Annotated in this window: 22 protein-coding genes; 18 read left to right on the forward strand and 4 right to left on the reverse strand. The window is 30.0% G+C overall.

Going from position 1 to position 22173, the window contains the following annotated elements; translation table 11 throughout:
• Positions 1-250 precede the first annotated feature (250 nt).
• Both J2Z44_RS03515 and J2Z44_RS03520 read left to right on the forward strand, forming a co-directional pair.
• Positions 251-1009: an acyl-CoA dehydratase activase gene (locus tag J2Z44_RS03515; RefSeq protein WP_209649345.1), complete on the forward strand. Its 759-nt coding sequence runs from the start codon at positions 251-253 to the stop codon at positions 1007-1009.
• A 149-nt stretch (positions 1010-1158) separates the two neighbouring features.
• Complete coding sequence (locus tag J2Z44_RS03520; protein WP_209649346.1) at positions 1159-2304, forward strand: double-cubane-cluster-containing anaerobic reductase; 1146 nt, start codon at positions 1159-1161, stop codon at positions 2302-2304.
• Between the two features lie 41 nt (positions 2305-2345).
• Here J2Z44_RS03520 and J2Z44_RS03525 read toward each other — a convergent pair whose 3' ends face one another.
• The gene (locus J2Z44_RS03525; RefSeq protein ID WP_021283395.1) at positions 2346-3989 is read right to left on the reverse strand and encodes a hypothetical protein; all 1644 of its coding nucleotides are present in this window, start codon (positions 3987-3989) and stop codon (positions 2346-2348) included.
• Between the two features lie 274 nt (positions 3990-4263).
• On the opposite strand from J2Z44_RS03525, the gene J2Z44_RS03530 reads away from it, so the two are divergent.
• The gene (locus J2Z44_RS03530; protein ID WP_209649347.1) at positions 4264-5886 is read left to right on the forward strand and encodes a hypothetical protein; all 1623 of its coding nucleotides are present in this window, start codon (positions 4264-4266) and stop codon (positions 5884-5886) included.
• 109 nt (positions 5887-5995) lie between these two features.
• Here the strand turns inward: J2Z44_RS03530 and J2Z44_RS03535 are convergent, their stop codons facing one another.
• Positions 5996-6145 carry a hypothetical protein gene (locus J2Z44_RS03535; protein ID WP_021283398.1) on the reverse strand — a complete coding sequence of 50 codons (150 nt, stop codon included), beginning with the start codon at positions 6143-6145 and terminating at the stop codon, positions 5996-5998.
• A 261-nt stretch (positions 6146-6406) separates the two neighbouring features.
• Here J2Z44_RS03535 and J2Z44_RS03540 point away from each other — a divergent pair, with 261 nt between their 5' ends.
• From J2Z44_RS03540 to J2Z44_RS03565, 6 genes are all read left to right on the forward strand, one after another.
• Entirely contained in the window at positions 6407-6706 is a 300-nt protein-coding gene (locus J2Z44_RS03540) for an ATP-dependent Clp protease adaptor ClpS (RefSeq protein WP_209649348.1), read from the forward strand.
• Positions 6707-6709: 3 nt separating this feature from the next.
• On the forward strand, positions 6710-8995 hold the full coding sequence (clpA, locus tag J2Z44_RS03545) for an ATP-dependent Clp protease ATP-binding subunit ClpA (protein WP_021283400.1): 2286 nt from the start codon (positions 6710-6712) through the stop codon (positions 8993-8995).
• A 362-nt stretch (positions 8996-9357) separates the two neighbouring features.
• Positions 9358-9645 (forward strand): 30S ribosomal protein S6, encoded by a 288-nt coding sequence (rpsF, locus tag J2Z44_RS03550; protein ID WP_017416954.1) that lies wholly within the window; start codon positions 9358-9360, stop codon positions 9643-9645.
• A gap of 15 nt (positions 9646-9660) precedes the next feature.
• Positions 9661-10101 carry a single-stranded DNA-binding protein gene (locus tag J2Z44_RS03555; protein ID WP_021283401.1) on the forward strand — a complete coding sequence of 147 codons (441 nt, stop codon included), beginning with the start codon at positions 9661-9663 and terminating at the stop codon, positions 10099-10101.
• Positions 10102-10124: 23 nt separating this feature from the next.
• Positions 10125-10370 (forward strand): 30S ribosomal protein S18, encoded by a 246-nt coding sequence (rpsR, locus tag J2Z44_RS03560; RefSeq protein ID WP_017416956.1) that lies wholly within the window; start codon positions 10125-10127, stop codon positions 10368-10370.
• Between the two features lie 333 nt (positions 10371-10703).
• Positions 10704-11114, forward strand: coding sequence for a hypothetical protein (locus tag J2Z44_RS03565; protein ID WP_021283402.1), 411 nt, complete (start codon positions 10704-10706; stop codon positions 11112-11114).
• Between the two features lie 160 nt (positions 11115-11274).
• Here the strand turns inward: J2Z44_RS03565 and J2Z44_RS03570 are convergent, their stop codons facing one another.
• Complete coding sequence (locus tag J2Z44_RS03570) at positions 11275-12027, reverse strand: exodeoxyribonuclease III (protein WP_021283403.1); 753 nt, start codon at positions 12025-12027, stop codon at positions 11275-11277.
• Positions 12028-12387: 360 nt separating this feature from the next.
• On the opposite strand from J2Z44_RS03570, the gene J2Z44_RS03575 reads away from it, so the two are divergent.
• Positions 12388-13251 carry an undecaprenyl-diphosphate phosphatase gene (locus J2Z44_RS03575; protein WP_031271429.1) on the forward strand — a complete coding sequence of 288 codons (864 nt, stop codon included), beginning with the start codon at positions 12388-12390 and terminating at the stop codon, positions 13249-13251.
• Positions 13252-13518: 267 nt separating this feature from the next.
• On the opposite strand, the gene J2Z44_RS03580 is transcribed toward J2Z44_RS03575, so the two are convergent.
• On the reverse strand, positions 13519-13731 hold the full coding sequence (locus tag J2Z44_RS03580) for a hypothetical protein (protein WP_021283405.1): 213 nt from the start codon (positions 13729-13731) through the stop codon (positions 13519-13521).
• A gap of 149 nt (positions 13732-13880) precedes the next feature.
• On the opposite strand from J2Z44_RS03580, the gene J2Z44_RS03585 reads away from it, so the two are divergent.
• The 8 genes from J2Z44_RS03585 to htpG all read left to right on the forward strand — a co-directional run bounded on the left by J2Z44_RS03585 (position 13881) and on the right by htpG (position 22036).
• On the forward strand, positions 13881-14354 hold the full coding sequence (locus J2Z44_RS03585; RefSeq protein WP_021283406.1) for an ASCH domain-containing protein: 474 nt from the start codon (positions 13881-13883) through the stop codon (positions 14352-14354).
• Between the two features lie 30 nt (positions 14355-14384).
• Positions 14385-15173: an EFR1 family ferrodoxin gene (locus J2Z44_RS03590; RefSeq protein ID WP_209649349.1), complete on the forward strand. Its 789-nt coding sequence runs from the start codon at positions 14385-14387 to the stop codon at positions 15171-15173.
• A gap of 479 nt (positions 15174-15652) precedes the next feature.
• The gene (locus tag J2Z44_RS03595) at positions 15653-16723 is read left to right on the forward strand and encodes a hypothetical protein (RefSeq protein ID WP_021283408.1); all 1071 of its coding nucleotides are present in this window, start codon (positions 15653-15655) and stop codon (positions 16721-16723) included.
• 388 nt (positions 16724-17111) lie between these two features.
• Positions 17112-18206: an FAD:protein FMN transferase gene (locus J2Z44_RS03600; RefSeq protein ID WP_021283409.1), complete on the forward strand. Its 1095-nt coding sequence runs from the start codon at positions 17112-17114 to the stop codon at positions 18204-18206.
• 121 nt (positions 18207-18327) lie between these two features.
• Entirely contained in the window at positions 18328-18477 is a 150-nt protein-coding gene (locus J2Z44_RS03605) for a hypothetical protein (protein WP_021283410.1), read from the forward strand.
• 287 nt (positions 18478-18764) lie between these two features.
• Entirely contained in the window at positions 18765-19478 is a 714-nt protein-coding gene (locus J2Z44_RS03610; protein WP_021283411.1) for an MBL fold metallo-hydrolase, read from the forward strand.
• A gap of 210 nt (positions 19479-19688) precedes the next feature.
• Positions 19689-20078 carry a hypothetical protein gene (locus J2Z44_RS03615; RefSeq protein ID WP_021283412.1) on the forward strand — a complete coding sequence of 130 codons (390 nt, stop codon included), beginning with the start codon at positions 19689-19691 and terminating at the stop codon, positions 20076-20078.
• A 101-nt stretch (positions 20079-20179) separates the two neighbouring features.
• Positions 20180-22036, forward strand: a complete 1857-nt coding sequence (gene htpG, locus J2Z44_RS03620) for a molecular chaperone HtpG (protein WP_021283413.1) — start codon at positions 20180-20182, stop codon at positions 22034-22036.
• Positions 22037-22173: the final 137 nt, after the last annotated feature.

Genomic DNA, 22173 nt, shown 5'->3' on the forward strand with positions numbered 1-22173 from the left:
AAACTTAAAATTGTTAAGGACGTACTCGCTTTAACCAGAGAATATGAATACTTTAAATAAAAATATTATTGTTATTTTGAATAGTATTACAAGTATTTATATAAGTTTCTGATACTTATGGAAAAAAACTCATTTATTTGAAACAATAGTAAAGGAATATATTTTTTCATCAGCTGAATGAATACATAATCATAATTACATTACAATGAAAATCTAGCAAACTTATACTACTTAACTGGGAGGATAACTAATGTATTCTGTGGGAATTGATATTGGATCAACTAGCTGCAAGGTAGCAGTTTTTAAAAATGAGGAATTAATAGAAAAAATGCTTTGTCCTACAGGGTGGAGTAGTTTGGAAACCGCTAAGAGAATTTTAGAAAGCTTAAAAAAGCTTGGAATTCATGAAAGTAACAGCAAGATTGTAGCCACGGGTTATGGAAGGGTTTCAGTACCTTATGCTAATAAATCTGTTACGGAAATTACTTGCCATGGCAAAGGTGCTGCCTATATCTTTAAAACTGGAGGAACAGTTATAGATGTTGGTGGACAAGATACAAAGGTAATATCAATAGAAGAAGGTATGGTTAAGGATTTTATCATGAATGATAAGTGTTCTGCGGGTACTGGAAAATTTATTGAAGTTATGGCTAATAGAATGGGAGTAACTATAGAGGATCTATCAAGTTTGGCCAAAAACGGTGGAGAAGCAACCATTAGCTCTATGTGCACAGTATTTGCTGAATCGGAAGTTATAAGCCTGATAGGACAAGGTGTACCAAGAGAAAATATTGCTTATGCTGTATTAAATTCTGTATGCAGTAAAGTGGTTTCCTTATGTCAAAGGCACAGTAAAGATAAGAAATACTTTTTAACTGGTGGATTATGTGAAAATGAAGTTATCCTAGAGTTTTTAAGTGAAAAACTTAATGCTGAGGTTATCTCCTCACCGTTAGGAAGGTATGCTGGTGCTATAGGTGCAGCTTTAATTGCAAGGAATATAAAATAAAAGTTTTAGATTTGTATTAAGTTAAATAGGTTAATTTTATTTTTAGTTTATAGTATAGCGATAAACTTTCTTTAAATTTTTATTGGCACATTACATTAACAATGTGCGTGTATGAAATGTTAAATTATATTAGATGGGGTGGGTTAACAATGAATATGCCAAAAAACTTTGAAACCTTTGCAGAAGCAAGAAGAAATGGTTTTATTAAAGTGAAAAATGCTAAGGATGAAGGAAAGAAAATAGTAGGTACCTTTTGTACTTTTACACCTTGGGAAGTAATTTATGCAGCTGGAGCAATTCCAATATCTGTATGCGGGATGAGTGATGAAACTACTGAAGATGCAGAACAACATCTTCCTAAAAATCTATGTCCATTAATTAAATCTTCTTATGGCTTTGCAATCACAGATAAATGTCCATATATTTATTTTTCAGATATGCTAGTTGGAGAAACTACTTGCGATGGAAAGAAAAAAATGTATGAACTTTTAGGACAAAAAAAGAATATGCATGTTATGCAGCTTCCTCAAAATTCTCAAGATAAAACTTCTTTAGAATTATGGAAAGCTGAAATTATAAAGCTTAAAGAAAGATTAGAAAAAGATTTTGGTGTGGAAATAACAGAAGAAAAAATTAAAGAAGCAATAAGAATTAGAAATAATGAGAGAGAATTATTAAAAGAATTTTATTCTTTATCTAAGTTAAATCCACCTGCACTTTGGGGTTATGATTTACACAAGGTTATAGATGGTTCTAACTTTAGCATGGACAAAGCTCTTCAAGCTGAGCAATTTACAGAAATGATTAAAGACCTTAAAGAAAAATATGCAAGAGGAGAAAGTCCAGTAAATAAAGATGCAAAGAGAATATTAATTACTGGATGTCCAAGTGGTGGAGTTTTAGACAAGGTAATTAAAACTATTGAAGAATGTGGTGGAGTTGTTGTTTGTTTAGAAAACTGTACAGGAATTAAAGAAAAATATAAGCTAGTAAGAGAAGATATTGATCCAATAGATGCTCTTGCAGAAAAATACTTAAGTGTACCATGCTCAGTTATGTCACCAAATACTGGCAGATTAGAGTTCCTAGACCAGTTAATTGATGAGTATACTGTTGATGGAGTAGTTGATATAACTTTACAAGCTTGCCATACTTATGCAGTAGAAAGCTTTAGCGTAAAAGAGTTTGTTAATAAAGAAAAGGGAAAACCTTATTTAAATATAGAAACAAATTATTCTCCATCTGATGTAGGACAAATTAAAACAAGAATAGAAGCTTTCATTGAAATGATGTAGTGTAAAAATTAAAATAAAAATAAGACTCGTGAAGGCGAGTCTTATTTTTTTAATTGTTTTAGAACCTCACTAAAATATTCATCATTACTGCCATATCTTTCTTCCATTACTGAGTTTACATTAACTCCTTTTCCACTTCTTAAATCATCTAAAATACGATTTGTATCTTTTGTGATTAAAACTTGGGGAGAAATCACTTTATTACCAATGAAATTACCATCAATGTCAATTCTTTTACCACTATTAGTATTTATTGTTAAGTTAGAGTTAGGAAGATTAAAGGATATTATAGAGTCATAGTTAAAGTCTCTTGAGTATAGCTTCGTATTAGAGATAACAGTACCTAAGTTATTTTCAGCAATTGTGCTTAGAACTTCAGCAGCATTAACTGAGTATAATACTTCATCGCAAAGCACAAAAACCTTCCCAGTATACTTGTTTTTGCCGTTAATTTCAAAATTTTTTTCTTTGAAAATATAATATTTAGATAAAGGATAGTTTTTTTCTAAGCTGTCAATAGGAGAAGTAATCTCTTGGATTGAAGGGTTTAACTTGTTTCTAAAGGAATCAATGTACTTATCATTTACTTTTCCTTTTTTTAGAACCTTATAACTGTAATTTTCTATATTCTTTGGAGAGATGTAGTCTAAAATTTCAAATAGAACATCTGAATCAGTGCCACCACGAAAATCCAAAACTAAGGAGTCACTAGAACTGATAAGGGTGAGTAGATCTTCTTTGTTTTTCAAGCTGCTTCTATAGTTTTTGTTTATATCCGTATATGCTGAAAAGTTTAATGCGATAATACTACCATTTTCAAAGGTAGTAGCAAATTTAATTTTTTCTAATTCCTTTTCATCTATGGGTTCACTATTAGAGTTTTTAATAGCACTAAAGCCGTCGTCTAAAATAGGCTTACTTTCATCAAAAGGAACAATGTCAACCACCTTTTCTTCGTTAGAGGAGTTTAACAATGTAACTTGAATGCTTAGTTCATCATCTTGCATAGAAGCTAAGTTATAGTGAGAAACATATTTTTCATAAGTTGGGTCGTAAACCTTAAAAAGCTTATTAGAAGGCATTTTTTCTATATACTTATCTATTGGCATCCCCTCAGCTTTAATTAACTTATCGCCAACATGAACTTCAGGATTTTGAGTTGAACTTACATAATATTCTCCGTTTATGTATAAAAAATTTATATTGGTAGGAGAAAGAAGCTTTTTCCAATAGTTTTCAGCAATAGAGTTCCACTTTTCTGCAGTTGTTAATGCAGAACTTTTAGAATTTGATTCCTTATAGTCAATGTCTTTATCAGTATAAGTAAAACTATCACCGAAGTTACTTAATCCATAGGTTAATTGAGTAAGGCCATAAGAAAACTTTGATAATAGAGTCGATATACTGGCATAAAAGGCCTCATCAGAAGAGGTTTTACTTATAGAATTAATAATTTTGTTTTTATTAGCTAATATATCTTGTCCTGTTTCCTTTTTTACTTCGTCAAAGTATGGATAGGTAGCTTCTAAAAATTCTACTAAATACTTCGCATCTCTCTTTTTATCTTCATATGATAGTCCTTCTTTAGGAGAAAATCTTAAATCTCCAAAGGACAAAATTCCTAAAAGTGCTATGACCCCCAACATACCACCTAAAATGCCTAGTTTAAGTTTATTATTATTCATATGTACTAGCGCCCCCCATAATATGATATAATTACATTATATTACATATTTAACTATTTATAAAGAAAATGTGTATAAATTACTATAATACGCCAATAGAGTAATTATAGGTTCAATATTTACATTATTTTTACGAGATTATTTATAAGGCCAAAGTTACTAACTGTATTTAGTAAGTTAAGGTTAGTAATATAAAACTTAAATAGTACATATAAAGTTATTACAAAATTAGGTGATAAACTGAATAATAATATAATTCACTAGGAGGGGTATAGTGGAGAAAAAGTTTAAGCTATATATTCTATTAGGATTTTTAGCAGTTATGCTGTTACTGGGCATTTCTTTCACTACAGACTTAAACTACTCAGATAATAAGGGGCTAAATTATGGACAAAAGAAAAAAGATGCGGAGTATCTTATCAATGTATTGGAAGAAGTCTATCCCTATTATAAACTAGAAAAGGATACAGGAAATATTGAAAGCAGGAGAAAAATTATTAATAGCATAAGCAAAACAAAAACAGATGAGGAGTTTCTTGAAGCAATTTCTAATTTTTTAGGCAAACTAAGAGAAGGAGTGGCCCAAATTTATCCATCACAACTAAATGAAAGAGATATAATTTTATTTGATGAAAAACAGGCTACGGACAAAATGGATTGCATAGCTAAATCCTATGAGGGACAGAAGAAATGGAGAGAAATGATAAATGGTTTGGATGGATATAAAGAATATATTATGCCACAAATTTATGCAAATTATTTTGAAGGAGATTATTATATTAGCGGAACGCAAAATCCAGATATTTATCCAGGAGATATAATCATAAAAATTGAAGGCATGAGTGTTGAAGAGTACATGGCGAAATACTTTGGTAATAATTTGTATAGAGTTGGAGTTAGGATTAAGGATAGCAAAAGAAATAAGCAAGCCTATTATGGAGTTTCAATATATTTAAAGGACAAAAGTTCTAAAGTAAAAGTTGTTGTTGTTGATAAAGATGGAAAAGAAAAAGAAGTAGAAGTAGGAGCCTATGAAGAAGATAAACCTTGGCTATTTACAGAAACTTCTTCAGAAGCCACAGTATATGATGAGAGCAAAGGTAGGGAGTGTTTTAATACCCTTGAGGGAGGAAAAGTAGTTGCTTTAAATTTTAATAGGGAATTCATAGTAAGTAATAAGGAAAATTGGGAGAAGATTTATAAAACCATTGATAATAGTGAGTATTTGATTTTAGATTTAAGAGGTTTTGTTGTTGGAGATTTCCTAAAACAAATTATAGACTATATTTCCTTTGAGGAAATTGATATTAGCAAATATAGCATTATGAAGAAAAATCAATATAATGATAGAGTTATCAAAGAACTAGAAAATCAGTATGCAGCAGTTTTTCAAGACAAATTTAGTATTAAAAATAAAATAATTGATGAGAAGTTTCCACCTTCAGATTATTTTAGATCTGTAGTAAATGAAGGGACTGTAGGAGGAAAAGGTAAATATAAAGGAAAGGTTATTATTTTTACTAATATATTTTCTCCATACTCTATAGACTTATCAATTCTAAAATTACTAAATAGCAATGAGTCTGTTATGTTTATAGCTAATAATGACATAGTTGTAGATGAAAATTACTATTCTGAGTTTATTCCTAAAATTATACTTCCAAATTCAAATTTAGCCCTTATAGTTCAAAATGCTTGGATTGTGGACTCACAAGGAGAAGCTACCACAAAACAAAGCATGAAGCCAGATTATTTGATAGAGGAGGATAAGGAACTATATGTTTCAGTTCTAAGAGGAGAAGTACAACCATTTTTTTATGAAAACTACAGAAAGTATACGAATAAAGATGAATACTATAAGAAATTTATACAGGAAGTACTAATAAAGAAAAGATAATTTAGTTTTAAAAGCCTATGTTTATCTAAATTTTATTTGTGGTAAACTATTGTAAGCATCAAATTAAAAGTAATAAAAGTGAGACTGACAACTAGTCAGTCTCTATTTTTTACTTGAACTCTGTGCGTGTTGATGGTTCATCTTTGCCATATGGGCTATGGTTATTAGCTTTATTTAGCATAGCTCGACTATAACCATCACTAGTTGGGTCTGGTTTTGCTAATTTCTTTTTTCTTTCATTGCAATCATCTTTTGTCATATTAATTGCCCCTTTCATAGATATTCTGATTACTTTAAATTTACCTATAGAATTTAAAAGTGGTGAAGCATAACCGCATAACTTTGAATAAAATTTCACCTAATAAACAAAAAATCCTTTATGGATGGTAGTAAAAAGCTTATAATAGTTAAATTCAGTGTAATCATAATAGTAGTTTTTACTGTAGAATATAAAAGCATACTGGTAAGTAATAGGGTAGAATTGATATAATATGCTAAATAGGTTTTAGGAGGGAATTTTGTGGAGAGTAATATAGATATTAAAGAAAAAAATAAAATTAAAATAAAAAAACCTAAACTATATAAGGTGATAATGCATAATGATGACTTTACTACCATGGAATTTGTTGTAGATGTACTAGTCAACATTTTTAATAAAAAAATTGAAGAAGCCAGTAAAATAATGATAGATGTTCATAAAAAGGGAAGTGGCATAGCTGGGATTTTTCCTCATGATATCGCAGTGTCTAAGGCATCTACGGCTATGACTATTGCAAAGGAACAAGGATTTCCCTTTAAGCTTTCTGTGGAAGAGGAGTAAGATATGAAGTTAAAAAAATTAGTGAATGATATAATTTTAGATGCCTATGATGAGGCGAAAGCTAGGGGAGATGAACTTTTAACTCCAGAGCATGTTTTATATAAAGCTTTAGACTATGAAGAATTTGCACAGGTGTTAAAGAGCTGTGATTGCAATATAGAGGAACTAAAAGAAAATCTTAAATGGTATATTGATGAGTATGTAACAAGAATTGAAGGAATGGAAACTCAGCAAAGTTTTGCAATGCAGCAGGTGATAATAAGAGCTGCCAACCAAGCTCTAGCAAGTGGACATGAATATATTAGTATTGAACATATCATGGCTGCAATTTATGATTTAGAGGAAAGCTATGCAGCTTATTATCTAAAGGAACAAGGTGTTGAAAAAAGTACTTTATTATTTAACCTATGCCATGGAAGTAGTGAAGAGCTGGTAGATTTAAATGAAGAAGAAAGCTTTGATGACAGTACGTGGGAAGAGGAAACTTATTCAGAAGAATATGAAGAAAGTAATGAACATAAAAATAGAAGAAATTTAAAAAGCTTATCTATCCTAGAAAAGTATACTCAAAATTTAACAAAACTTGCAAAAGAAAAGGAGGATGAGCCATTAATAGGAAGAGAAGACGTTATAGAACGTACAGTTCAAATCCTTTGTAGGAAGACCAAAAACAACCCTATTCATGTTGGAGAGCCAGGAGTTGGTAAAACCGCTATAATTTTAGGCTTAGCAAAGCTTATTAATGAGGAACGAGTGCCTAATAAGCTTCAGGGAGCAGAAATATTTTCACTAGATATAGGTTCCATGCTAGCAGGAACAAAATACAGAGGTGATTTTGAAGAGCGAATAAAGAAAGTTTTGAATGAAATTAAAAATCACGAAAATCCAATAGTGTATATTGATGAGATACATAATATAGTTGGAGCGGGGTCCCTTGGTAATGGTTCTTTGGATGCTTCAAATCTATTAAAACCTTATTTACTAGAAGGAAAGATTAAATTTATAGGTGCTACTACTTTCGAAGAATATAAAAAGTACTTTGAAAAGGATAAGGCACTGATAAGAAGATTTCAAACAATACAAGTTAAGGAGCCTACAGTAGAGGAAACCATTGAAATATTAAAAGGACTTAAAGAACATTATGAATCTTATCATAGAGTTAAGTTTACAGAAGAAGCAATAAGCGCAGCAGTAAACCTGAGTCACAAGTATATTAATGATAGATTTTTACCAGATAAGGCTTTGGACATTATTGATGAAGCAGGGGCTTTGGCTTCTATAGAGCCTAAGGAAGAAGTTCCATTTATAGATGAAAATATAATTGAAAGAACCATAGCTAAAATGTGTAATATTCCACAAGAAACAGTGGAAGGAAATGAAATAGAAGCTCTTAAGAATATGGAAAATGAACTTAAGAAAAGCATATTTGGTCAAGATAAGGCAATTGAGCAGGTGGTAAGATGCATAAAAATGTCTAGAGCTGGATTGAATGTTGATAATAAGCCTGTAGCTTCTATGCTCTTTGTGGGCCCTACTGGAGTTGGTAAAACAGAAATAGCAAGAACTCTAGCTAAAAACCTTGGAATTGATTTAGTAAGATTTGATATGAGTGAGTATATGGAAAAACATGCTGCGTCTAAGTTAATAGGTTCGCCACCAGGATATGTAGGGTATGAAGAAGGCGGACTTCTTACGGATACCATAAGGAAAAAGCCTAACTGTGTACTTCTCCTTGATGAGGTTGAAAAAGCTCATAGTGATATACTAAATGTACTTTTACAAGTAATGGATTATGCAACTCTTACTGATAACCAAGGAAGAAAGGCAGACTTTAGAAATGTCATTATAATAATGACTTCTAATGCAGGAGCAAAAAACATTGGTAAAAGTGTTATAGGTTTTGGAGATAGAGAAGTTAAAGGGGAAGCTATTTTGGAAGAAGTTAAGAAGGTGTTTTCTCCTGAATTTAGAAATAGACTAGATAAAATAGTTGTATTTAATCACATAAATGAAGCTATGGCAATGGATATAGCAAGAAAAGAATTAGAGAACTTTAAACAGCTATTATTGAAGAAAGATGTAACCATAGAATTTCATGAGGAAGTGGTTAAATATATAGCAGAAAAAGGAACCTCAAAAGAATTTGGTGCTAGAGAAATCATAAGAGTAATAAATTCTGAACTAAAGCCTATTTTAGTTGATGAAATTCTATTTGGTAGACTGAGTAAGGGTGGAAATTGCAAAATACATTTAATTGATGGAAAGTTTCAATTAGGTGATAATTCATAGGTTTAAAAGATATAAAAATTTTATTTTAAATGTGATTATATTATAAAAATAAGCTATTATTAATTATCTATAATTTGAGCAACAATACATAGGTCTTTATCATACGTATTTCCATTAGATGCAGCACGGTAATCTGCACTAAATATCGAGTGTGATTTGATGGTAATGTATAGTTGAAAGCTTGATATTACGAAAACTACAGATGCTGATATAGAATTATTTGTTTTTATTTATAAAATATCATAAATTATACAAAAATAAAAAAAGTGCTTGATTTTTGTGAGAAGAAGTGGTAGAGTATATAAATGGAATCCCTGCTGTGTAATGCACAGCCGTTAGTCCAAGGGGAGGAGGTGAAACTAATGAGAGCATATGAAACTATTTTCATATTACACCCATCATTAGACGAGGAGGCTGTTAAAGCTAACATCGAAAAATTTAAAGGTGTAATAGAGAACAATGGCGGAGAAATCGAGAGCGTTGACCTATGGGGCAGAAGAAAGTTAGCTTATGAAATTGCTAAAGTTAACGAAGGTTTCTACACATTAATCAACTTCAAAGCTAATGCTGAATTACCTAAAGAGTTAGATAGAGTATTCAGAATTACTGACAGTGTTATAAGACATATCATAATCAATCCAGAAAACTAGTAGGTAGGTGGAGACATGAATAAAGTTGTTTTAATTGGAAGATTAACCAAGGATCCTGAGTTGAAATTTACACCAGGTACAGGAACAGCTGTAACCACTTTTACACTTGCTGTTAATAGAAGATTTAAGAAAGAGGGTCAACCTGAAGCTGACTTTATCCCTGTAGTAGTATGGGGAAAACAAGCTGAAAGTACTGCAAATTACATGAGCAAGGGTAAACAGCTTAGTGTAAGTGGTAGAATAGAAACTCGTTCTTATGATGCTAAAGACGGTACAAAAAGATATGTTACTGAAGTAGTTGCTGATGAAGTACACTTCCTTGAATGGGGTGGAAATAAAACATCAGGAAATGATACAAATTCTAACGGTTATGGATCACCATCAATACCAGATGATTATTTCGGAGGAAGTTCTGATATAACTCCAATGGATGATGGAGAAGACATACCATTCTAAAAATAGGTAAGGAGGAGAAAACTATGGCTTTTGATAGAAATAGAGGCGGTAACAGAAGAAGACCAAAAAGAAAAGTTTGTTCATTCTGTATCGATAAAGCTACTGCAATAGACTACAAAGACATTTTCAAATTAAAGAAATATGTTACAGAAAAGGGTAAAATATTACCAAGAAGAATTTCTGGAACTTGTGCTAAGCATCAAAGAATGCTTACTGTAGCTATTAAGAGAGCTAGAAACATAGCATTACTACCATTCACAACAGAATAGGTAATATAGAAAGCAGAGTATACATACTCTGCTTTTATTGCTTTTTTGTATAGAATCTTTCATGTTAATAAATGCTTATATAGGTGTCATTAGTTAATGTTTAATTTATCTATCTTTAAAAAGTCTTAATAGGACCATTTTATGCTTAATATACAAGTTAGGATTTGACTTTAATTTCATATACAAGAATGAATGATAAAAAATAAAAAGTGTGACTTTTATAGTATTATATTTATTTCTGGTTCCATAATATTCTAAATTGTAGTTAGTATTAATAAATTTTTATAATTTGTGTTATAATCTATAATAAAGTTACATATTAGGAGGAAGTTTATGTACATAGCATTAGGAAATACCGTTGTTGATAGTAAAGAAATGAAAGAAACTATTGAAAACAATACAGATTTTAAAGTTATTAAAGATATGAGTAAAGGCACTAAAAGAGAAGATATTTTAGCATTTAACTTGAGTGTAGATATTGAAACTTTAAAAGAAATATTAAAAGAGGATTATGAATTAGAGGACGTTGAGGAGGATGAATTGTTTGAAGAATTCATAAGCCTTACAGAAGAAATGACCATTGATATAGAAGACTTTATTCCGGAAAATGCCATACTTCAATCTAAAGCTTATAAGTGGGATGCAGATGATACTATTAAGTTAGTTATAGCAATGGCTGATGAAGAAATGGGAGAATTAAAGCTTAAGGATATAATGAAGAGGTTGTTAACTCAAGTAGAGTAGCCCAGGAAGAAGAAATAGGAACTGTAACAAAAATGTTGATAATTTTAATATTAACATAGCCATGGATAATGAACAGCCCCCTGTCTACTTGACAGGGGCTGTTCATTATCCATGGCTTTATTCTAAGACGTATATTTATGCCACAGTAGATTTTGTAAAGTTAATTAAGTACAAGCTCAACAGGGCAGTGGTCAGAGCCTAATACTTCTGAATGGATATCTGCACTAGCTAATCTGTCCTTAAGTCTTTCTGACACACAAAAATAATCTATACGCCATCCTGCATTATTAGCTCTAGCATTAAATCTGTAGGACCACCAGCTATAAGCTCCTTCTTTATTAGGGTTAAAAAATCTAAAGGTATCTATGAAGCCGTTAGCTAGAAATTCAGTAAATTTCTCTCTCTCCTCATCACTAAAGCCTGCATTCTTTCTGTTACTTTTAGGGTTTTTTAGGTCGATTTCTTCATGGGCTACATTTAGATCTCCGCACATAATAACTGGTTTTATTTCATCTAATTTTTTTAAGTATTGTCCAAAGTCATTTTCCCATCTCATCCTATAATCTAATCTAGCTAATTTTTCTTGAGAGTTTGGAGTATAAACTGTTACCATATAAAAATCATTAAATTCTAAAGTTATAACTCTACCTTCTTTATCATGATCCTCTATATTTATTCCATAGGTTACACTTAGAGGTTCAACTTTAGTAAATATAGCAGTTCCTGAGTAACCTTTCTTTTCTGCATAGTTCCAATATTGGTGATAACCCTCAAGTTCCAAATTTATTTGGCCTTCTTGAAGTTTGCTTTCTTGAATACAAAATATATCTGCGTCGACTTTGTTAAAATAGTCTAAAAAGCCCTTTTGAACACAAGCTCTTAAACCATTTACATTCCATGATATTAATTTCATTACTAAATCTCCTTTAAGATATTTAAATATATAGTTTAACTTCTTTGAAATTTATTATACTTCATCATAGAAAAAATTTCTATATTATACCCCCTTAGAAATATAAGTGTAAAGAGTAGTTAGGTTATTTATGGATATCTTAATATAAATTTCATAATTGATATTATGAAAATATCAAATTTTACACTCAATATATGGTACCTTTTCTAGACTACAAAATGGCTTTATTATATATTTTATAATTTTTAATTCAAATATTACTTATAGACAATTATGGTTATTGAAACATAAATATAAGAATATATTTTTATATGTAGAAATTAGATGAAACAAAATATAAGACAAAGGGAAGGTGTTTTTTTGGAAAATATAATTTTTGTAATTAAGTCTGTAATTTTAGGGATTGTTGAAGGAATAACTGAATTTTTACCAGTTTCCTCCACGGGACACTTAGTTATATTCCAAAACTTAATAGGTTTTAAGGGGATAACTGATAAATATGTTGAGATGTATACCTATGTAATACAGCTTGGGGCAATACTGGCAGTTATAGTATTGTATTGGAGAAAAATAGTGGAAACTCTTATAAACTTCTTTCCAGGAAAAGTTAGTTATGAAAAATCTGGTTTTAGATTTTGGTTTATCATATTCATAGCTTGCATTCCTGGAGGGGTGTTTGGTATTTTGCTAGATGATTTGGCAGAGCAATACTTGTTTTCTCCTGTTACAGTGGCTATAACTTTGTTCTTAGGCGCTCTGTGGATGATTTATGCAGAAAATACATTTAAGAATAAAAGCGCAGCAAATATTAGAAACTCTCTTGGATCTGATTTAAAGATTACAACAAGACAAGCTGTAATTATAGGGTTGTTTCAATGTTTAGCAATAATTCCTGGGATGTCTCGTTCAGCCTCAACTATTATAGGTGGTTGGATTTCCGGACTTTCTACTGTGGCAGCAGCTGAATTTTCCTTTTTTTTAGCGATACCAGTAATGGTAGGAATGAGCTTCTTAAAAATTTTTAAGATTGGAGGATTACTTAGCCTTACACACTTAGAGTTAATTTCTCTCGGAGTTGGGTTTGCTGTATCCTTTGGAGTAGCATTAATCGTTATTGAGAAGTTTATTTCTTACCTACAAAAAAAACCTATGAAAATATTTGCAGTATATAGAATTATATTTGCTGTGGTTGTTTTAATAACTGGGTTCTTAGGTATATTTTAGGTTTATAATAAAAAATTAAGCTGGTATTGAATTTTAAAACATGGTAAAACTGATAATAAAATCTACTCTAAAGAAAATTCATAATAAATAGTTGCTTTGTCTGTAAAGTTAAATATAGTTAGGATAAATAACTACTTTAATTTAAGGAGAAAATAATTTACACTTGATTTAATACAATTTTTAGCATAGAAAGAAGTAAAAAGAAGCATATGACATTGTTAGTATGCTTCTTTTGTAAAAATAATTATATTTCTATAAAACTTTCAATTATAATTTTTCATATAGGATATGGCTTCCAGTATCTTTTTTTATTCTTATATCTTCATAAATTCCGCTTTCAACTTCAGATTTAAATGTTTTTCCATCTTCAGTATGAGATTCAATAGGGAAAGCTTCAGTCACTACATCTTTATACTCGAAGGGACACCCAGAAGGAACTTTATTTAACTTATCTTTATCTACATGACTTTTGTTGTTCATAGAATTCACCCTTTCATAATTCATATTTTCTAATGTTAGTATGTCCAAGGTACATTAAGTTATTAAACAAAAAATTATTTTATTGCTTTATTTAGAGTATTATATACTTTAGGTAGAAATTATTTTAAAATAAGAGAGGGTGAATTCAAATGGCTATAAAAAACCAAAAAGCTAAGGAAATGTGGGAGAAATACTTAAGAACTATAGGTGATGAAATAAACTCAACTGATAAGGTTGTTACTGCTTGGTACTTTTGTGATAATCAAACATCTGCTTTAAAACTCGCTGACCTTGTTAAAACAGGAATAAAGAGAGGAACATCGTCCTTACATTATTGGTATCAAATTGCTAAGGAACCTGTTCCAAGGGTTGGAGAATATAGCATTATCACTGATTACTTTGGAGAACCTCAATGCATAGTAAAGACTAAAAAGGTAGAAATTAAAAGCTTCAAGAACATAACGGAGGAGTTTGCCATATTAGAAGGAGAAGGTGATAAATCTCTAGAGTATTGGAGGGAATGTCATAGCAGATTTTTTACAAGGGAGCTCAAAGAAATAGGCAAAGACTTTTCGGAAAATATGGAAATAATATGTGAAGAATTTGAGTTAGTTTATAAATAATAAGCTATATAATTTGAACGGGGGATTATTATGATTTTTTATTTTAGTGGAACAGGAAATTCACTATATGTTGCTAAGAAAATTGCAGAGGAGAACAATGAAGAACTAATTTCAATTGCTTCTATGCTTAAGAAGGAAGAAAGCCTATATGAGTATAACTTAAAACCAAATGAAGTTATTGGATTTGTATATCCTATATATGCCTGGGCACCACCAAAGCAGGTTTTAGAATTTATAGAAAAGCTTAAGTTTAATAACTATAATAATACTTATGTATTTACTGTGGCTACCTGTGGTGAGAATATTGGAAATACAATAAAAGTTTTAAATAAAGCACTAAGCAAAAAACAATTAGAGCTTAGTAGTGGATTCTCTATTAAAATGCCTAATAATTATATTATTATGGGGGATGTAGATAACAAGGAAGTGGAAGCTGAGAAATTACAGGAAGCAGAAAGTATCATTGACAACATTAATAAAATAGTAGGAAATAAGACCAAGGGAATCTTCATGATTAACAAGGGTTTTATGCCAAGTTTGCTTACTGGAATAGTTAATCCTTTATTTAATAAGGGTGCAGCAGATCCAAAAAAATTCTGTGTTTCTGATAATTGCAATAGTTGTGGTGTTTGCGAAAAAGTATGCAATTGTAACAATATAAAAGTACAAGGAAAGCCACAATGGGGTAGTAACTGTACTCAATGTTTAGCCTGCATACATTTGTGCCCAACTGGAGCTATTCAATATGGAAAAGGTACTGAGAAAAAAGGAAGATATAAAAACCCAAAAATTTCATTGAATGAAATGATGATAAAATAATATGAGAACCGTATTAATGTCTTAAGTAGCGGCATTGATATGGTTCTTTTATTACTTTATTTACATTACTAAACACTATAATTTTGTAGAAGGTATATTTGTAATTTATACGATGGTTAACATACTTATTCATATAGTTAATAATATTTACAATTTTAAACAATGAATATATATGAATAAAAAAGTTAAATTTATAATATTACTATATATTTAACAATATTATTTACATATATAACATATAAATTACAAATAATTCAAAAATGCATAGACATAATATAGATGAAGTAAACTTTTAATATGTAAATTAAGGTTCAAATTACTATGATATTCATCAAAATTCTTCATTATTACAAAGAAATTCAGAAATAATTCTCTATAATTTTTAATAAACATATTGTCAATAAATAAACAATATGTTAAAATTTAAGCACAATGGAAATTATGTTAACTCATTTATTTTAGGGGTGGAGGGTAAAAAAATGAAAAAACTAGCATTAAGTGCATTAATACTTACTATGTCTCTTTCTGTGTTCACAGGATGTGGTTCAAAAGCAGCAAGTGGAGCAGGAATTGCAAAAATGGGAATGGGACATATCACATCAATCGCAAGTTCAAAAGATTTAGGTGTTGATAAAGATGGAAAAGAAGTTCTTCCAACTGGACAAGTAGACACTATTATCGTTGCTGCTGCTTTCGATAAAGATGGAAAAGTTGTAAAGGTAACAATTGATAATGCTCAAACTAAAGTAGATTACAACAAAGATCTTTCTCTTAAGGCTGATATAAAAGCTGAAGGAAAAACTAAGGTTGAACTTGGTGATAACTACGGAATGATTAAAGCTTCTTCTATTAAAAAGGAGTGGTACCAACAAATAGCAGAACTTGAAAAGTGGATGGTTGGTAAAACTGTAGAAGAAATAAAAGGTATGAAAGTTGTTAAAAAAGATGATGCTCATCCATCAGTGCCAGATGTAGCTGAACTTAAGTCTTCAGTTACTGTATCTGTAGAAGGATACATTGCAGGACTTGAAGAAGCATATAAAAATGCAATCGAAGTAAAAGGTGCTGAGAAAATAGGATTAGGACACAAAATATCTACAGCTAGCTCTAAAGCATTAGGAACAGATAAAGATGGAAAAGAAGTTCTTCCAACAGCACAAGTTGACACAGTAATGGCTACTACTGCATTTGACAAAGATGGCAAAGTTGTTGCAACTGTAATAGACAATGCTCAAACAAAAGTTAATTTTGGTAAAGATGGTAAAGTAACTTCTGATAAGAAGGAAGCACCAAAAACTAAAGTTGAACTTGGTGATGGTTATGGTATGATAAAAGCTTCTTCAATTAAGAAGGAATGGTATCAACAAATTGCTGAGTTACAAAAATACATGGCTGGCAAAAAAGTTGATGAAATAAAAGGAATGAAAGTAGTTAAGAAAGATGATGCTCATCCAGCAGTTCCAGATGTAGCTGAACTTAAATCTTCTGTAACTGTATCAGTACAAGATTACATTGCTGCAGTTGAAGAAGGCGCTCAAAAGGCTAAGTAGCATAAAGTTAGTTATTTTATTGAAAAATAATTACTTAAAGATATAATATATAAAAGATATTTAGTTAAAGACTCTCTCACGATATGTGGGGGGGTCTTTAATTAAGTAATATATGCACTACTTTAACAACTTAATTTATTTAGTTAATGATCTTATTAAGATTTTACATGAACTACATAAAATATATAAAACTTATATCCATTAAAATAAATACATGAATTTATGATAAAGAATTGATGGGATAAAATTATTATAATAATCTGATTGTGATTGATATAAAGAATACAAATATTTAAATTTTAATATAATTATAGCTTTAGGAAATAAAGTTGTTTATAATTTATTTATTATGGTCTAACTCCAATAAATAAGAAGGCAGGGATATTGCATGAAGAAAATAACTAAAGGATTAATAGTCGTACTTCTATTCATGTTTATTTTTACAGGATGTAAGAAAAATGTCAGTACTGAATACACTAAATATACAGATAGTTTTTTCGATACTTTTAACACTATAACTACTGTGGTTGCATATACAAAGACAGAAGAAGAGTTTAAAAACTACATGGAAAAAATACATACAGAATTTACAAGACTTCATAAATTATATGATATATATAATGATTATGAAGGTATAAATAATATAAAAACTATCAATGACAATGCAGGAATAAAACCAGTAAAGGTAGATAAGGATATACTAGATTTAATTTTGTTTTCAAAGGAATGGTATAACAAAACTGGAAAAGAAACAAATATTGCTATGGGGCCAGTCCTTACCATATGGCATGATTATCGCGAGTCAGGGAAAAATGATCCAGATAATGCAAAGATTCCACCAAGGTCAGATCTTGAGGAAGCTGCAAAATATATGGATTTAGATAAAGTAATTGTAGATAAAGAAAATAGCACAGTATATTTAGAAGATAAGCATATGAGTTTAGATGTGGGAGCAGTGGCTAAAGGTTATGCCACAGAGGTAGTATCAAAAAATATTTTAAAAGAAGGATTAAACTCTGGAATTATAAGCGCAGGTGGCAATGTAAGAGTTTTAGGAAAACCTCTTGATGGTGTAAGACAACGTTGGGGAATTGGAATACAAGATCCAGATAAAGCTATTGCTTCAGATGGTGAGGATACCTTAGATACAATTTTCTTAAATAATGCATCGGTGGTAACAAGTGGAGACTATCAAAGATATTATGTGGTTGATGGTAAAGTAATGCATCACCTTATTGATCCTAAAACCTTTATGCCAGGGGATTACTATAGATCTGTAACTATTGTAACCGAAGATTCTGGACTTGCTGACTTTTTATCTACTACTACTTTTTTGCTACCTTATGAAGAAAGTCGTAAATTAGTGGAAAGCCTTGAAGGTGTTGAGGCTATGTGGGTTATGCCAGATGGAAAAATAGAAGTAACAGAAGGAATGAAGAAAATTATGAAGAGTAATGGAGCTACAGGAGCAAAAGCAGAGTAGGGATAAAACTTATAACACTAAAATTTACAATTATAACTTTACGCTAGGATTAAAGATGAATAATAGATTTGAAACAATGACAAAATACTCTTAACTACATGTTTAAGGAGGAGTATTTGTTATGGAAAAAGATAGAGATAATGAGTTGCATAACAAGGCTAAAGAAATGATGATAGCTGGCGAAGATTGGGATAAAATAATGGATGAAACTCATTTAAGACTTAAAGATTTAAAAAGAATTCAAAGAGAAGAAATAACACCACACTTTTAATAACGGGATTATTCCCGTTATTTTTATTTTTCAATCAAATATCAAGAGATATTGATAAATAATAAGTTTAAAAACCAATTGTAATGTTAAATATTTAAGAATGGAATAATTAAAATAACAACTATCATACTTTTAAGGAGGTTCATATAATCGCTAGTATAGGTAGTGAAGATTTATGTTTATTTTATATGGAGAACTATTTGATTAACTCTAAGGCTTTTAGAAATATGTAATATAAAATTCACTATGGAATATTATAAATAATAATTTGGAAGAGAGGTTATTTTATGATTGACTTTGTAGGTATAGGTAGTGCTTTTAATACAGCTCTTGGGAATAATAGTGGGGTTATCAAAAGAGAAACTTCCATGATACTTATAGATTGCGGCGGAACTGTGTTTGATAGATTAAAAAAGAGTGGACTATTAAGTGACATTACAACTCTTCATATAATAATAACTCATACTCATCCTGACCATGTAGGAAGTTTGGGAGATTTAATCTTTTATTGTTATTATAAATTGAAAGTAAAGCCTATAATATATTTCCCAGAAAATACCGTACTCATGAAGCTGTTTTCTGTCATAGGAGTAAAAGAAAATCAATATAACTTGAAAACTTCAATGAAAAATCAGGTTTGGGATAAAAATTTAGGAGACTATATTGTTGAGTTTTTTCCCAGCAGTCATACAAAATCTATACCTGCTTTTGGTTTTTATTTAACTATAGATAAAAAGATTATTTACTATAGTGGGGATAGTAATAAAATTCCAAAGGGGGTTATGGAAAAATTAAAGAGTGAAGAAGTGCACATTATTTATCAAGATACAACATCTGTAGATTTTGTGAAAACTGGTCATATGTCATTTAACAGCCTATGTGATGCCATAGATGTTTCTCTAAGGCATAGAGTTTATTGCATGCATTTAGATGAAAATTTAGATAAAGAGCTTATCTTAAATGCAGGATTTAACATAGCACCTTTGATAGGTGGATTATAAAAACATTTTATGTAGAAATCAATGGAGTATATCAATAAATTATTAAAAATATAAAAAATACTAAGAAGAGTTAACTAGGCAATTATATACATTGAATTAATGTAAATTATGGAGGCAGTTATACTAATTTCTTTTCAATGAAATAATTTACAATATACTTATAATATAATATGATTATATTATAAGTAATGTCGAATGAGGAGTGAAAACATGGATAATTGTCTAAGGGACACTGATTTACAAGTTAAAAGTGGAGAAGAATATAAAGCTCAAATTGATATGGTTATTTTAGATATTCTTGAAAAATCTGAAACCTTGGTATTTGCAAATGTGGTGAAAAAAGCAGGGGTAACTCCTTATATTATAAATCAATATCCAGAGCTTAGAAGTTATATACTGGATAAGATGAAATATGAAAAAGAAGTTTATCTGATGAATAAAAAAATTGAGAAGGCAGCTACTAACTTAGTTAAAGCAAATAAAACAGTGACGTTCTTATCTATAGTAAATAGATGCAAATTCAATTTAGATAAAGTATATCATGATGAACTCATTAAAAATAAAATTAGAACTGTAATTGCAGAAAGTATGAAAAATTGATTTAAATCTAATATGAAATTGATAAAAAATTGTAAATATACTTTATTTGTCATAAAAAATGGTATAAAATATTTAAGGAAAATATTTGGAGGTGTGTATATATGCTTAGAGAGAATGGAAATATTTCTATTCATACGGAAAATATAATGCCAATTATTAAAAAGTGGTTATATTCTGACAAGGATATATTCGTAAGGGAACTTATTAGCAATGGCTCAGATGCCATTAACAAGCTTAAAAGATTAAGTTCCATTGGGGAAGCAAAAATAGAAGCAGAGCCTAAGTTCCAAATTATAGTGTCCTTAAATAAAGAAAATAATACAATAAAGTTTAGTGATAACGGAATAGGCATGACTGCTGAAGAGATTAAAAAGTATATAAATCAAGTTGCTTTTTCTGGAGCAGAGGAGTTTATTGCTAAATATAAAGATAAAATGGACGAAGCTAATAATATCATCGGTCATTTTGGATTAGGATTTTATTCTGCATTTATGGTATCGGACAAAGTTGAAATTGATACTTTATCCTATAAGGAAGATGCTGAATCAGTGAAATGGATTTGTGATGGGGGTACTGAATATGAAATCACCTCTTCAGAAAGAAAAGAAAGAGGAACTACCATTACCTTATTCATTAGTGAAGATAGTAAAGAGTTTTTAGAAGAATATAAATTAAGAGAAGTAATAAATAAACACTGTGCTTTTTTACCTGTGGAAATATATCTAATTAATGAAAATGAAAAAGATGAAGAAAGTATAGAAAAAACTCCACTTAATGAGGTGAATCCTTTATGGCTAAAGGCACCTAAAGATTGTACCGATGAGGAGTATAAGGATTTTTATAGAAAAGTGTTTATGGACTTTAATGAACCTTTATTCTGGATACACTTAAATGTAGACTATCCTTTTAACCTTAAAGGAATATTATATTTCCCTAAGCTTAAACATGAGTTTGAAGCTGTAGAAGGGGAAGTAAAATTATATAACAATCAAGTGTTTGTTGCTAATAACATAAAAGAAGTAATTCCGGAATTTTTATTACTTTTAAAAGGAGTTATCGATTGTGAAGATATTCCACTTAATGTGTCAAGAAGCTTCTTACAAAAGGACAGTAATGTGTCAAAGATTTCAAGACATATTGTAAATAAGGTTGCTGATAAGTTAACGGGGCTTTTCAAGAATGAAAGAGAAAAATATAATGAGTTTTGGAAAGATATCAATATATTTATTAAATATGGCTGCTTAAGAGATGAAAAGTTCTATGACAAGGTAAAAGATATAATAATATTTAAGACTATAAATGATGAATATGTTTCTTTAAAACAGTATTTAGAAGCAAATAAGGAGAAACATGAAAATAAGGTTACTTATATAAGTGATGAAAAGCAACAAGCACAATACATTAAGTTGTTTAAAGAACAAGATCTAGATGCAATAGTTTTATCTTCTAACATTGACAATCACTTCATTAGCTTTCTTGAGGCTCACGAAAGTGGTGTGCAGTTTAATAGAATAGATGCAGACTTAAGGGATACATTAAAAGCTGATGTTGAAGAAGTAAATGAAGAGTTAACTAAAGAAATAGAAGAAATCTTTAAGACTTCTATTAATAAAGATAAGTTAAAGTATGATGTTGAAAGTCTTAAAACTAAGGAAGTTCCAGCTATAGTATTGCTTTCTGAACAGTCAAGAAGAATGGCAGAAATGAGTGCAATGTTTGGTGGTATGGATATGGGTGCTATGTTCCCACAGGAAGAAACCTTAGTTATTAACAAGAGTAATAGCTTAATTAATAAGGTTGTAGAATTAAATAAAAGTGAAGATAAAAAGGAATTGGTAGACTTAATTTGCCGTCATGTTTATGACCTAGCAATGATAAGTCATAAACAGCTAGATGCAGAGGCCATGTCTGAATTTATAAAAAGAAGTAATGAAATTCTATTGAAAGTTATTGAATAAAAAAGAACAACTGTATAAAACCTAGGGTTTATAGAAGCCCTAGGTTTTTTATAAGATTAAATATTTTAAATATTTTTTCTAGTAGAACATTTATTAAATCTGTTGACCTTAGCAATAAAACACTGTAAAATAATAAT

It is taken from the genome of Clostridium punense, from assembly GCF_017874425.1.
In the GTDB taxonomy this organism is placed as follows: domain Bacteria; phylum Bacillota; class Clostridia; order Clostridiales; family Clostridiaceae; genus Clostridium_J; species Clostridium_J punense.

Bases quoted from the DNA above. Each gene is read 5' to 3' on its own strand.
- J2Z44_RS03600 (WP_021283409.1), top strand. From the start codon at position 17,112: ATGAAGAAAATAACTAAAGGATTAATAGTCGTACTTCTATTCATGTTT.
- J2Z44_RS03555 (WP_021283401.1), top strand. From the start codon at position 9,661: ATGAATAAAGTTGTTTTAATTGGAAGATTAACCAAGGATCCTGAGTTG.
- J2Z44_RS03610 (WP_021283411.1), top strand. From the start codon at position 18,765: ATGATTGACTTTGTAGGTATAGGTAGTGCTTTTAATACAGCTCTTGGG.
- J2Z44_RS03585 (WP_021283406.1), top strand. From the start codon at position 13,881: ATGGCTATAAAAAACCAAAAAGCTAAGGAAATGTGGGAGAAATACTTA.
- htpG (WP_021283413.1), top strand. From the start codon at position 20,180: ATGCTTAGAGAGAATGGAAATATTTCTATTCATACGGAAAATATAATG.
- J2Z44_RS03525 (WP_021283395.1), bottom strand. From the start codon at position 3,989: ATGAATAATAATAAACTTAAACTAGGCATTTTAGGTGGTATGTTGGGG.
- J2Z44_RS03520 (WP_209649346.1), top strand. From the start codon at position 1,159: ATGAATATGCCAAAAAACTTTGAAACCTTTGCAGAAGCAAGAAGAAAT.
- J2Z44_RS03615 (WP_021283412.1), top strand. From the start codon at position 19,689: ATGGATAATTGTCTAAGGGACACTGATTTACAAGTTAAAAGTGGAGAA.
- J2Z44_RS03570 (WP_021283403.1), bottom strand. From the start codon at position 12,027: ATGAAATTAATATCATGGAATGTAAATGGTTTAAGAGCTTGTGTTCAA.
- J2Z44_RS03590 (WP_209649349.1), top strand. From the start codon at position 14,385: ATGATTTTTTATTTTAGTGGAACAGGAAATTCACTATATGTTGCTAAG.
- clpA (WP_021283400.1), top strand. From the start codon at position 6,710: ATGAAGTTAAAAAAATTAGTGAATGATATAATTTTAGATGCCTATGAT.
- rpsR (WP_017416956.1), top strand. From the start codon at position 10,125: ATGGCTTTTGATAGAAATAGAGGCGGTAACAGAAGAAGACCAAAAAGA.
- J2Z44_RS03515 (WP_209649345.1), top strand. From the start codon at position 251: ATGTATTCTGTGGGAATTGATATTGGATCAACTAGCTGCAAGGTAGCA.
- J2Z44_RS03605 (WP_021283410.1), top strand. From the start codon at position 18,328: ATGGAAAAAGATAGAGATAATGAGTTGCATAACAAGGCTAAAGAAATG.
- J2Z44_RS03565 (WP_021283402.1), top strand. From the start codon at position 10,704: ATGTACATAGCATTAGGAAATACCGTTGTTGATAGTAAAGAAATGAAA.
- J2Z44_RS03535 (WP_021283398.1), bottom strand. From the start codon at position 6,145: ATGACAAAAGATGATTGCAATGAAAGAAAAAAGAAATTAGCAAAACCA.
- J2Z44_RS03595 (WP_021283408.1), top strand. From the start codon at position 15,653: ATGAAAAAACTAGCATTAAGTGCATTAATACTTACTATGTCTCTTTCT.
- rpsF (WP_017416954.1), top strand. From the start codon at position 9,358: ATGAGAGCATATGAAACTATTTTCATATTACACCCATCATTAGACGAG.
- J2Z44_RS03580 (WP_021283405.1), bottom strand. From the start codon at position 13,731: ATGAACAACAAAAGTCATGTAGATAAAGATAAGTTAAATAAAGTTCCT.